Origin of the sequence: Campylobacter sp. MIT 21-1684, assembly GCF_026241315.1 — a bacterium.
In the GTDB taxonomy this organism is placed as follows: Bacteria; Campylobacterota; Campylobacteria; order Campylobacterales; family Campylobacteraceae; genus Campylobacter_D.
Window position 1 is genome coordinate 23,342 of sequence record NZ_JAPHNA010000009.1, and the last position, 12,528, is coordinate 35,869.

The 12,528-nt window shown below is 32.1% G+C and carries 12 protein-coding genes and 1 pseudogene; 10 read left to right on the top strand and 3 right to left on the bottom strand.

Going from position 1 to position 12,528, the window contains the following annotated elements; translation table 11 throughout:
* Nucleotides 1-29: 29 nt before the first annotated feature.
* The gene (locus tag OQH62_RS04830; protein ID WP_266014578.1) at nt 30-1,016 is read left to right on the top strand and encodes a hypothetical protein; all 987 of its coding nucleotides are present in this window, start codon (nt 30-32) and stop codon (nt 1,014-1,016) included.
* A 40-nt stretch (nt 1,017-1,056) separates the two neighbouring features.
* Here OQH62_RS04830 and OQH62_RS04835 read toward each other — a convergent pair whose 3' ends face one another.
* Together OQH62_RS04835 and accB are read right to left on the bottom strand one after the other, a co-directional pair.
* Complete coding sequence (locus OQH62_RS04835) at nt 1,057-2,388, bottom strand: acetyl-CoA carboxylase biotin carboxylase subunit (RefSeq protein ID WP_266014581.1); 1,332 nt, start codon at nt 2,386-2,388, stop codon at nt 1,057-1,059.
* Nucleotides 2,389-2,841 carry an acetyl-CoA carboxylase biotin carboxyl carrier protein gene (gene accB, locus OQH62_RS04840; protein ID WP_266014584.1) on the bottom strand — a complete coding sequence of 151 codons (453 nt, stop codon included), beginning with the start codon at nt 2,839-2,841 and terminating at the stop codon, nt 2,389-2,391.
* A 152-nt stretch (nt 2,842-2,993) separates the two neighbouring features.
* Between accB and dcd the strand changes: the two genes are divergently transcribed.
* The 3 genes from dcd to pseC all read left to right on the top strand — a co-directional run bounded on the left by dcd (nt 2,994) and on the right by pseC (nt 5,799).
* Nucleotides 2,994-3,554: a dCTP deaminase gene (dcd, locus tag OQH62_RS04845; protein WP_266014587.1), complete on the top strand. Its 561-nt coding sequence runs from the start codon at nt 2,994-2,996 to the stop codon at nt 3,552-3,554.
* A gap of 79 nt (nt 3,555-3,633) precedes the next feature.
* Entirely contained in the window at nt 3,634-4,638 is a 1,005-nt protein-coding gene (gene pseB, locus OQH62_RS04850; RefSeq protein ID WP_266014592.1) for a UDP-N-acetylglucosamine 4,6-dehydratase (inverting), read from the top strand.
* Entirely contained in the window at nt 4,639-5,799 is a 1,161-nt protein-coding gene (gene pseC / locus OQH62_RS04855; RefSeq protein WP_266014595.1) for a UDP-4-amino-4,6-dideoxy-N-acetyl-beta-L-altrosamine transaminase, read from the top strand.
* A gap of 222 nt (nt 5,800-6,021) precedes the next feature.
* Here pseC and OQH62_RS08755 read toward each other — a convergent pair.
* A pseudogene (locus OQH62_RS08755) lies at nt 6,022-7,241 on the bottom strand (DUF2920 family protein).
* An 84-nt stretch (nt 7,242-7,325) separates the two neighbouring features.
* On the opposite strand from OQH62_RS08755, the gene pseF reads away from it, so the two are divergent.
* The 6 genes from pseF to OQH62_RS04890 all read left to right on the top strand — a co-directional run bounded on the left by pseF (nt 7,326) and on the right by OQH62_RS04890 (nt 12,523).
* A complete protein-coding gene (pseF, locus tag OQH62_RS04865) occupies nt 7,326-8,021 on the top strand; it encodes a pseudaminic acid cytidylyltransferase (RefSeq protein WP_266014600.1) in 696 nt (231 codons plus the stop codon).
* The gene (gene pseG / locus OQH62_RS04870) at nt 8,005-8,829 is read left to right on the top strand and encodes a UDP-2,4-diacetamido-2,4,6-trideoxy-beta-L-altropyranose hydrolase (RefSeq protein ID WP_266014603.1); all 825 of its coding nucleotides are present in this window, start codon (nt 8,005-8,007) and stop codon (nt 8,827-8,829) included. The genes pseF and pseG overlap by 17 nt, the downstream gene beginning before the upstream one ends.
* On the top strand, nt 8,826-9,326 hold the full coding sequence (pseH, locus tag OQH62_RS04875) for a UDP-4-amino-4,6-dideoxy-N-acetyl-beta-L-altrosamine N-acetyltransferase (RefSeq protein WP_266014606.1): 501 nt from the start codon (nt 8,826-8,828) through the stop codon (nt 9,324-9,326). Before pseG ends, pseH (OQH62_RS04875) begins: the two co-directional genes overlap by 4 nt.
* Nucleotides 9,323-10,438, top strand: coding sequence for a UDP-4-amino-4,6-dideoxy-N-acetyl-beta-L-altrosamine N-acetyltransferase (gene pseH, locus OQH62_RS04880; protein WP_266014610.1), 1,116 nt, complete (start codon nt 9,323-9,325; stop codon nt 10,436-10,438). The genes pseH (OQH62_RS04875) and pseH (OQH62_RS04880) overlap by 4 nt, the downstream gene beginning before the upstream one ends.
* Nucleotides 10,439-10,590: 152 nt before the next feature.
* Complete coding sequence (locus OQH62_RS04885) at nt 10,591-11,802, top strand: hypothetical protein (RefSeq protein ID WP_266014613.1); 1,212 nt, start codon at nt 10,591-10,593, stop codon at nt 11,800-11,802.
* On the top strand, nt 11,786-12,523 hold the full coding sequence (locus OQH62_RS04890; RefSeq protein WP_266014616.1) for a hypothetical protein: 738 nt from the start codon (nt 11,786-11,788) through the stop codon (nt 12,521-12,523). Before OQH62_RS04885 ends, OQH62_RS04890 begins: the two co-directional genes overlap by 17 nt.
* Nucleotides 12,524-12,528: the final 5 nt, after the last annotated feature.

Below are 12,528 nucleotides of genomic sequence, written 5' to 3' on the forward strand. Positions count from 1 at the left end.
ATATTTAGACTTAAATAAAGGTTTTATATATGAAAAAAATAGCCACAGCTTTTCTTTTTTATTGTAGTATTCTCAGTGCGCAAGCCATTCAAAATAATTCTTCTTTATATGAATTAGATACGCAAAAAAATACTATTCTTATTAAGAATTCCATAACAAAAACAAAACAAAAAACTCCTACAAACACTGTAATAATACCAAAGAATTCTCAAATACAGCAAAGTACTAATAAAAATCAAAATAGAACTTCTTCAACTATAAATACTATTGCCGTTGTTGTAGATAAAGAACCTATTACTACTTATGACATAGAACAAACTATGAAGGCTTTACAAATTGATAGAGCCAAAGCTTTAGTCTTGCTCATTAATGAAAAAATAGAATTTTCGCAAATGAAGCAGCTTGGAATTTTCGTCAATGAACTTGAGCTTGATGAAGCAATTAAAAAATTTCTTGCACAAAACCATTTAAACCTTGAAGAATTTAAAAAGGTACTGAATGAAAAAGGACAAAACTATGCTAATTTCCGTGCCAATCTCAAAAAGGATTTAGAAAAAAGAAAACTCTATGATAGAATCGCCAATTTTAATAAAACAGATTTCAGTGAGGCAGGTGCAAAAAAATTTTACAAACAGCATAAAGAACAGTTTAAGGTTTGGACACAAATCAATGTTAATATTTACAGCTCATCTCAACCAGAACTTTTAGAAAACATTCTTGAGACAAAAAAAGCTTCTATTAAACCTCACAATGTAATATTAAATACCGCAAATTCAGATTCAAGACTTTTAAGTTTTTTATCTCAAATTCCATTAAATGAATTTTCACCTATTTTAAATGGAAGAAATGGGTATGAAATCTATGAAGTTAAGGCTAAAGCTGATCCACAAGAACCTGATTATGAAGAAATTAAAAATGAAGTTTTAAATGCCTATATCACTAAACAAAGACAAGATTTTACACAGGATTATTTTGAAAAACTTCGTGCGAAAGTAACAATAGAATATCTACAATAAACAAATAGAATATATGAAATTGATTCAATTTCATATACAGCTAATGTCTTGCTAGATAATTTGTATCATAGTCATTAGAAATAAAATCTGGATTATCCATCATCTCTAAGTGGAATTTTCTTGTTGTTTTAATCCCACGAATTACAAGCTCATTCAAAGCTGTCTTCATTTTTGCAATAGCCTTATTCCTATCTTCAGCCCATACTACAAGTTTACCTATCATAGAGTCATAATAAGGCGGTACGCTATATTCTTGATAACAATGACTTTCCATACGCACATTTCGTCCTGCCGGTGGGATATATTTTGTAATTTTTCCCGGATTTGGCAAGAAAGTTTTTGAATCTTCAGCTGTAATTCTACATTCTATAGAATGTCCCGCAAGTCGTATATTTTTTTGTTTGGGCAAGGCACACCCTTCGCAAATTTTAATCATTTGCTCTATAATATCAATACCACTTACCATTTCACTGACACAGTGTTCAACTTGGAGTCGCGTATTCATTTCTATAAAATAAAAATTCAAATTTTTATCCACTAAAAATTCAAAAGTACCAGCCCCTTCGTAACCTATTGCTTTTGCTGCACGTACAGCTGTTTCGTGCAATTTTTGTCGCGTTTCTTCATCAAGCAAAATAGCGGGGCTTTCTTCTATAAGTTTTTGATGTCTTCTTTGCATAGAACAGTCTCTTTCACCTATATGAATGATATTGCCAAAACTATCACCTAGAACTTGTACTTCAATGTGACGTGGATTTTGAATATATTTTTCCATATACATCGTACCATCACCAAAAGCTGTCATAGCTTCACTTTCAGCTGACCAGTATGCTTTTTCTAAATCTTTTTCTTTTTCTACTACACGCATACCACGTCCACCACCACCCGCAGCGGCTTTTAAAATGATAGGATAGCCTATTTCTTTGGCAAGTTTTTTTGCAGCTTCAACTCCTTTTAATGCACCATCACTTCCCGGTATAACAGGCACTCCGGCTCTTTGCATCACTTGTTTTGCTTTGCTTTTATCAGACATTAAAGCCATAACCTCAACTGAAGGTCCTATAAATTTAATATTATGTTTAGAACAAATTTCAACAAAGTTTTGATTTTCGCTTAAAAAGCCATATCCGGGGAATATAGCATCTGCTTCAGCAATTTCAGCAGCCGTAATAATAGCTGGTATATTAAGATAGCTTTCAGAGCTTCTCGCTTTTCCTATGCAAATACTCGCGTCCGCATACTTTAAATATAAGGCATTTCTATCTGCCTCAGAATAAACGCATATAGCTTTTTTTCCCATTTCTTTAATGGTCCTTAAAGCTCTTAAAGCTATTTCTCCACGATTTGCTATTAAAATACTCTTAATTTCCATTTACAACTTCTCCACAGCAAATAAAGGCATACCAAATTCAACAGGCTGACCATCAGCGACTAAAATTTCAGCGATTTGGCAATCAAATTCGGCTTCTATTTCATTCATTATTTTCATGGCTTCTATAATAGCTATCGTATCACCTTTTTTTACCTTAGAGCCTATTTTTACAAAAGGAGCAGCACCCGGACTTGGGGCTTGATAGAAAGTGCCAACCATAGGACTACTAATAGTAGGCTTATCAGATTTCGCACTCGGAGTGTGCTGGGCTTCATTAACTACATTTACATTAATAGGTTGAGGCGTAGGATTTAATGGGGGAACATTTTGCACCTCACAACACATATCCCTTTCAAGTTCAATTTCAAAACCATCTTGTTCTTTAATCTTAATTTTACTGATATTAGCTTGGGCAAATAAATTTACTAAATCTTTAATCTCTTCTTTGGTCATACATTTCCCTCCTGATTCTAAAAACTTAATCTTAGATTATATTATAAAAATTTCAAATGTTACTTTAAAAACATTTTTTTGAAACAAAATTTCATCAAAATATAAAAATTCAGCTATAATCAATCACAATACACTCATTTTTAAGGACAATTATGGGATTAAAAGCTGATAAATGGATTCGAAAAATGGCAAAAGAATATAAGATGATAGAACCCTTTTGCGAGGCTAATATAGGTACAGGAGTGGTAAGTTATGGACTCTCAAGTTATGGATATGACATACGGGTTGGTAAAGAATTTAAAATTTTTACAAATGTCAATTCTACCGTAGTCGATCCTAAAAATTTTCTCGAAGAAAATGTTGTTGATTTTACCGGTGATATTTGCATAGTTCCTCCAAATTCCTTTGCTTTAGCAAGGACTATTGAATACTTCAAAATGCCTGATGATGTTTTAGCACTTTGTCTGGGAAAAAGTACCTATGCACGATGCGGAATTATCGTTAATGTAACACCTTTTGAACCCGGTTTTGAAGGACATATTACAATAGAAATTTCAAATACCACTCCACTTCCAGCAAAAATTTATGCCAATGAAGGCATAGCTCAAGTACTTTTTTTACAAGGTGATGAATCTTGCGATACAACCTATAAGGACAAAAAAGGTAAATACCAAGCTCAAACAGGTATTACTTTGCCACGGATTTTAAAATAAGTTCTAAAAGTAAGTGATAATTTTTGGAATATTTCTTGCTTTACAAGAATTTATCACAAGAAAGATAAAGGAATAAATAATGTTTAATGGCAAAAATATTTTAATTACAGGTGGCACAGGAAGCTTTGGAAAAAGTTGTGTGAAACTTTTATTAAAAGAATACAAACCAAATAAAATCATTATTTATTCGCGAGACGAACTCAAACAATTTGAAATGGCTCGTGTTTTCGACAATGCTTGTATGCGATATTTTATAGGTGATGTTAGAGACAAAAAAAGATTGAGTACTGCTATGAGAGATGTAGATTTTGTCATTCACGCTGCTGCTATGAAACACGTTCCTATTGCAGAATATAATCCTATGGAATGCATTAAGACAAATATACACGGAGCGCAAAATGTTATTGATTCGTGTTTTGAAAATGGGGTTAAAAAATGCATAGCTCTTTCGACTGATAAAGCGTGCAATCCTATTAATCTTTACGGAGCAACAAAACTTGCAAGTGATAAACTCTTTATTGCTGCAAATAATATAGCAGGAAAACATCCAACAAGTTTTAGTGTCACACGATATGGCAATGTCGTTGGCTCTCGCGGCTCTGTTGTACCTTTTTTTAAACAACTTATAACACAAGGAGCTAAAGAGCTCCCTATTACCGATGAAAGAATGACGCGCTTTTGGATCTCTCTTGAAGATGGAGTGAAATTCGTTTTAAATAATTTTAAAAGAATGCACGGAGGAGAAATTTTTATCCCAAAAATTCCTTCTATGAAAATAACAGATTTGGCACGTGCTTTAGCACCAAAACTAGCGCACAAAATCATAGGTATTCGTTCAGGAGAGAAACTTCACGAAATAATGATTTCAAGCGATGATAGTCATTTAACTTTTGAATTTGAGGAGTATTATGCTATTAGTCCAAGCATTAGTTTTACAAATATTGACAGAGATTTTAGTGTCAATGCAGTTGGAGATAAAGCAAAAAAAGTGAAAGATGGTTTTTCTTACAGTTCAGATAACAATCCTGATTGGGCTAGTGAAAATGAACTTTTAGAAATAATACAGCGGACAGAAAGTTTTTAAATGTTAAGTTATTCTCATCAAAATATTGATTCAAGTGATATTGAAGCAGTTATAAATGCATTGAAAAGTGAATTTCTCACTGGCGGCAAGAAGACAGAAGAATTTGAGTCAGCCCTTTGTGAATACTTAGGCGTCAAATACGCTTGTGTAGTCAATTCTGCCACTTCTGCCTTGCACCTTGCGTATAAGGCTTTAAAAGTTGAGGGAAAAATTGTACTCTGCACAGCCTTAAGTTTTGTAGCCACTTCTAATGCAGCTTTAATGGCAGGTGCTAAGGTAGAATTTATAGATATTAAAAACGATGGAAATATTGATGAAAAGAAACTTCAAGCCAGACTCGAAAAAGAGAGTATAAATATAGCAGCGGTATGTGTGGTGGATTTTGCAGGCAATAGTGTAGAAATCGATACAATTGCAGCACTTTGTAAAACATATCATATCCCTTTAATTGATGATGCAAGTCACGCTTTAGGAGCAGAATTTAAAGGTCAAAAGGTTGGAAGCAAGGCAGATTTAAGTGTTTTTTCTTTTCACCCTGTGAAACCCATTACAACTTTCGAAGGTGGTGTTGTTGTGGGCAATAATGAGGAACTTCTAGCAAGAATCAAACTCCTTCGTTCTCACGGCATAGTGAAGAAGAGGCTTTGGAATAGCGACTGTATAGAGCTTGGCTACAACTATCGCTTAAGCGATGTAGCGTGCGCATTAGGGATAAATCAACTTCAAAAACTTCAAGGCAATTTGCAAAAAAGAGAGGAAATTGCAAATTTTTACGACAAAGAGTTTGATAAAAATCCTTATTTTTCAATAATAAAAATACAAGAATATAAAAAAAGCTCAAGACATCTTTACCCTATCTTACTTTTTGAGGATTTATTTTGCAATAAAGAAGAAATTTTTTCTGCATTGATCCAAGCAGGCGTAGGAGTACAAGTGCATTATAAACCAAGCTATCAGTTCAGTCTTTATAAAAAACTTTTTGGCACAATGCAATACAATAATGCAGATAATTTCTACAAAGCTGAAATAAGCATACCTTGCCATCAAGAAATGAATCTCAAACAAGCAAAATTTGTTGTGGATACTTTATTTTCAATACTTGAAAAAACAAAAAAAGGCTGTTGTAGAGATTCTTCAATACTTTATAACTTTACCAAATAATCAATTTTGTCTTATTGAAAAATAGAGTACTACGCAGTAAAACAAATAATGCAAGGGTATTTTGAAATATATCTTATTTATTGCATCGTTATTGTCAGTAGTTTTCTAAGTTTCAAACTTTTAAAATATTTTTAGAGCAAAACTACTGGATTTTATTTTGTTTTTTGTAAATTTGAAAATTCTTATACTTTAGTAAAAAAGTAAAATGGTAAGTACGGTAATTTACTTACTCATAACTTGCAAACGCATCATATCTTCCTCTTCTTTAAAAGTATAAAGTAAATTATCGCAAGGATATGTTATAGTCTTTTCTGTTTTAAGGAGAGATTGTTTAGTTCGGATTTTTTTCAGCATAGATGGAACTTCTTTAAAAATAAGTGTTTTAATCGACATATTCATACCGTGGCTTAATTCCTTGATAAATTTTCCATCAACTTGAGATTCCTTGTTTATTAAGGTAAATTCTACATCAAATTCCAACTCTTTCAAAAGTCTATAAAGTTCTATTTTTTCATCAGCTGGAGCAATTTCATCATCATAAAGACAATGATAGCTTACATAGAAAGGTTTTGGGTATTTTGCTTGAATTTGAAGGTGACTCGGCTCTAAAATATAACGGATTTGATTACGCGCTTGAGAGAAAAAATAAGGCGATTCTTTATTGAGATTCCAAAAAGTTTTATCAAAAAAGCAGAGTCGTATATTTTTAAAAAGATGAGAATTTGGAACACTTGGATATTTGATATAATCAAGCTCTTTGCCAACTCCAACCAAACGCCATAAAAATTTTGCATATCCGGAGTTATCAATCACTCCATCGATAAGCCAAGGGGCTATTTTTGCACAAAGATGGGCTAAATACCCGCCGTGAGAGCTTCCAAGCAAGATAACCGATACCCCCCCCCGCTATTGACAAAAGGAGGGTTTTTACGTACAAAAAGTAAGGCATTGAGTATATCAAGCGCTTGCATTATGCCAAAATTCTGATACTCGTTTTTTGTTGGCGCAAAGGTTATACTTAAATTCAAATTGGTATATTGAGTGTATAAAAAAGCATTCAATCTTTCTAGAGTTTCAGCTATAGTTTCAAAAGAGATAAGTTTCTCTACATCTATATCAAAGCCAACAGCCTTACAACTTTCTCTCCAAATTAACTTATCTATGTAATCAAGTTCAAGCTTTGCTCCAGTTTGAGGTCTATTGCCTATACAGTGATAGCTTACGCTTACTACGGCTACATTCAATTCACTTGCACTTAATTGAGCTAAATGTTCTCTATAATTTTCATTTGTATCACAACCAAGTCCGGGAATGATAAAAAGCAAAGATTCAATTTCTTTTTCATCATCATAGCATACTTTAAATTCAAGTTTTGATTCCCTTTTTATACCAAGTTCAAAATCATCGCAGGATTTGATTTTATAACTTTTATTGACTAACATTTTTTTCCTTGATTTGCATTTTTTTGTTTTTAATTATACTTAAAAATTTGCTAAAATATTTTTTTCAAATAAGGACACAATAGTATGAAAAATCTTTGTATTATTCCTGCAAGAGGTGGTTCAAAAAGAATTCCTAAAAAAAATATCATTGATTTTTATGGCAAACCCCTCATAGCATACAGCATAGAAAATGCTTTACATTCGGGAATTTTTGATGAGGTTTTTGTGAGTAGCGATGATGAAGAGATTCAAAATGTAGCTCTTGCGTTTGGGGCAAAAGTACTTCCAAGAGCAAAAGAATTAAGTGATGATTATACTCCAAGTTCTGCTGTGATAAAAAATGCGATAGAAATTTTAGCTGCAAAAGGAAAAAAATATGACAATGTGTGCTGCCTTTATGCTACGGCACCTCTTTTAAAGACTTCTTTTCTGCAAGAAGCTTTTAAAACTTTCATTGCAAATGATTCACTTTTTCTTTTTTCAGCCACTTACTTTGATTTTGCTATACAAAGAGCCTTTTACTTAGATAAACAAAAGAAAGTACATATGTTTGATGAAAGCTCCTATTTCAAACGCTCACAAGATTTAACTCAAGCATATCACGACGCTGGAATATTTTATTTCGGGAAAAGTGAGGCTTGGCTTGAAGAAAAAATGATTTTTAAGCCTTATTCAAGCGCTTTTATATTGCCCAAAACCTTAGTGTGCGATATTGATACTTTTGAGGATTTAGAATTTGCAAAAACGCTCTTTAGGTTTCACAATGAGAGTACTCTTTAGAAGTGACAGTTCAAGTAAAATAGGTTTTGGACATATTCAAAGAGATTTAATTTTAGCAAAACAATATGAAGATGTAAGTTTTGCTTGTTTGCCTTTAGAAGGTTCTTTGATTGATACAATCGCTTATCCTGTTTTCAGACTACAAAATTCAAGTATCTATGAGCTTATCGAGCTTATCAAGCAAAAACAATTTGATCTTCTTATTCTTGATCACTATGATATTGGTATGCAAGAAGAAAAACTCATCAAACTCCAAACAGGAATACAAATTCTAAGTTTTGATGATGAAATAAAAGCACACCATTGCGACATCTTGCTTAATGTCAATGCCTACGCAAAAGCTAGTGATTATGAGGGTTTAGTACCTCTGAACTGTGAGCTACGATGTGGTTTTTCTTATGCTTTAATACGCGAGGAATTCTACAATGAAGCACAATATATAAGAGAGAAAATTTTTGATTTTTTCATCTGTTTAGGAGCAACCGATGTGAAAAACCTCTCACAAGAAATTGCCAAAGATTTACCAAAAAATACAAAAATCGCCATAGCAACAAGCAGTTCAAATACTCATCTTAAGCAGTTAAAACAATTTGTGGCACACCGCGAAAATATAAAACTTTTTGTTAATAGCAATAATCTTGCTCTGTTAATGAATCAAAGTTCAAAACTTATCATTACTGCAAGCTCTTTAGTCAATGAAGCCCTGCTTTTGCAAGCAGACTTTAAAGCTATAATGGTAGCCAAAAATCAAGAAAAACTTGCTTTATGGCTAGAACAAAGAGGGGTGGAAGTGGAGTATAGAGTATGAAACTAAAAAATTTTACACAATTAAACAGGGCTGAATTGTATTTGGTTTTGGCATGGCGCAATCAACTTTCAACTTTTATGAAAACAAAAAATATTAGTTTGCAAGAACATTTATCTTTTATACACAAACTCAAACAAGATGAAAGTAAAAAATATTTTTTGGTATATAAACAAAAGGACATTATGGGAGTGATCGATTTTGTCAATATTACCAAATCTTCGTGTGAATTTGGATTGTATGCAAACCCACATCTAAAAGGCAAAGGACAAATTCTACTCGATATAATCAAACAGTATGCTTTTGAAAATTTGAAACTCTCAAAACTTTGTGCTTGTGTATTTAAAGAAAATCACAAAGCTCTTACTTTGTATCTAAACAATGGATTTTATATCAGCAAGGAGGATACGAAGATGTTATATATAGAACTTCTTGGGGGGGGGATTGTAAAATGTAATTTCTCGCCTCTAATAAATTCTTCTTTAAGGATAGCTTTATGAAAATTGCTATCCTTACTTCTGAAAATCAATGGTTTGTTCCTTATGCTAAGAAGCTTCAAAAGCTTATTACAAATGCAAGACTTTTCTATCAACACAAAGAAATTTCAGGTTTTGATATAGTCTTTATACTTTCATATCACAGTATCGTTGATACGCGGTTTTTGCAAAGAAATAAACACAATATTGTTATTCACGCTTCAAATCTTCCACAAGGTAAAGGCTGGGCACCGCTTTTTCATCAGGTGATTGAAGGTAAAAATGACATTGTATTCTCTTTGCTTGAAGCAGATGAAAAAGCTGATAATGGTGCAATTTATCTGAAAAAAACTTTACATCTTAATGGACTTGAGTTGTATGAAGAACTTAGAGACAAACAAGCAAATTTTACCATTGATCTTTGTCTTGATTTTTTAAAAAATCATACAAGCTTACAAGCAAAAAAGCAAAAAGGTAAAGAAAGTTTTTATAAAAAGCGAAATCCAAAGGACAGTCAGCTTAACATCTATAAAAGCATAAACGAACAGTTTAATCTTTTAAGAACAGTGAGCAATGAAGACTTTCCGGCATTTTTTTATAAAGACGGGAAAAAATTTATCCTTAAGATATACACTGATGGCGGGGGGGGGGATAGAGTAAAAACCTTATGTATTCTTTTGCAAAATTTCACTCAACTTTGTAAAGAAAAAAAAGAATATTTGCGCTTTTTAAGAAATAGTCCCAAAATCAAACAACATCTCTATAATCAACATTTTATTAGCAAAAGCGAGCATAAAATTTTTATTCAAAGACTGAAAAAACAAAATAGGAAAGTGTATTTTTGCGTCTGTTGTAATGGTATGATTTTGGGCAGCATTAATTTTCAATTCTTTGATAAAAAAAGTATTGAATTTGGATTTTATGGAAATGTTTATTCAAATATTCTTGGAATTGGTTGGATAATGGAACAAATCGGTATTTTTTATGCTTTTAATGTAGCTTTTGCACAAACTTTAACACTTGAACTTTTAAGAGAGAATAAAACAGTGTTGAATTTACACAAAAAATTCGGTTTCAAAGAAAAAGCTAGTGAAGATGAAAGAATTATCAAAATGGAACTTCATTGCAAAAAATAGCCGATATTTATTTTAGAGTCTTGAATACAATAAAAAGCTTTTACTTGGAATTTAAGATGAAGATATTTTCACAAAAAATGCATAAAATACTTTAATTAGTTTTCAAGCAAATCTTGAAAATTATTTTAAGGCAAACAAGCTACAATGAAAGTATGGAAAAACGAAAACAGCTCCTTTGTATCATTGGTATTTTATCATTTGATTTACTTGCTTTGCTCTATGGAATTTCTACCTTGAGCATTAGCAGCGGTGAAGCTGCTATTTATTTTGGTGAAAAATCCCTTTTATACTTTCTTTCACATTTTGGCACTTTAATCTTTGGACAAAATGATTTTGGCTTAAGAAGTCCTTTTTTGTTTTTTCATTTTTTAAGTTGCATTTTGCTTTATATCCTTGCCTTAAAATATACAAAAACAGTTGGAGACAGCCTTCTATCTCTCCTTCTTTTTCTTTTACTTCCCGGAACTGTTGCAAGCGCTTTGCTTGTAAATGAAGCCTCTTTAGTCATTTTTATTGCCCTTTGCATACTGTGTGCTTATGAATATGAAAAAAAATTTCTTTTTTATGGACTTTTGATACTGTCTTTATTTATAGACAAATCCTTCAACATTTTGTTTTTAATCTTCTTCTTCTTCGCAATGTATAAAAAAGATTTTCTTCTGCTCACTTTTTCTTTGTTTCTTTTTGTTGCAGCACTCAATATATATGGTTTTTATACAGGTGGAAGACCTAGAGGATACTTTTTGGACACCTTGGGAATTTTTGCTGCTTGTTTTTCTCCTTTAGTTTTTTTCTATTTTTTTTATGTGCTCTACCGTTTAGCTTTTCAAAAAGAAAAAACTTTGCTTTGGTTTGTGATGAGTGTTACTTTTCTCTTTTGTTCTTTATTATCCTTAAGACAAAAATTATATTTGGAGGATTTTTTACCTTTTTGTGTGCTTTGTACTCCTTTGCTTATAAAAACTTTAATGCAGTCATATCGCGTACGTTTGCCACAGTTTCGTTTTGGGTATAAAATTTTTATTCAAGGAGCTGTGATTTTTTTACTTGTTTTTTATTTTTTACTTGTTGCAAACACTCTTTTATATTTTGTTCTCTCAAACCCAAACCGCCACTTTGCTAGTAAATATCATTTTGCTAAAGAATTAAGTCAGGAATTAAAACTTCGAGGAATTACAGAAATAAAAACTGCGCCAAATTTACAAAAAAGACTTGAATTTTATGGTATCAAAGAAGGTGATGCTTTCTTTCTTCAAAACCTTCATTCAACGCAAAAACAAGAAGCAAATGCAACAATCATCACGCTTACTTTTGGAAAACATAAAAGTAAGTATCAAATTGTAAAAAATGAAACAAGCTTTTAGTTTGCTAGAATTGACTTTACTTATAGTTCTTTTAGGTGCTGTTTTTGTTTTAAGTGAAAAATATTTTTCTAAAGAATTCCTTATGCAAGGTGCGCAAGTACTGCTCAATGATATTCTTTATACACGAAATTTAGCAATGATGCAAGAGGAATTAAGACTTAAAGACCCAGTAGCGAAAAAACAGTGGTATAAAAGCCGTTGGCAATTATATTTCATCAAATCAGCAGCAACAAATTATGAACAAACATATACAATTTTTCTTGACAAAAATGGTGATGGCAATGCCAATTTGGGAAAAACTATACTCAACAAGGACAGAGAAATCGCTGTTGATATTCTCAATACAAACAAACTAATGAATTCAGGTCAAAGTGGGGTCATACATAAAGACGATAAACGAACTACACAGCGATTCAATATCCAAAAAAGTTTTGGGATAGTGAAGGTTGAATTCAAAGGAGTTTGCGCTGGAACAACAAGAATTATCTTTGATAAGCTTGGCAGCTTGTATTCGCCTTTGCGGACTTCAAACTCTGTCTATGACAAAAGCCTTGCCAAAACAGGTAAAGAATGTGTTATAAGATTGCATTCAAAACACAAAAGACAGCTTTGTATAGTGATTGATGCTTTAAGCGGTTATGCTTTTATACCAAAATTTCAAAATTTAAATTCTCAAATTTTTACCTTTAAAAATCAAAGCAAAGAGTGCAAAGATATTTAAAATCT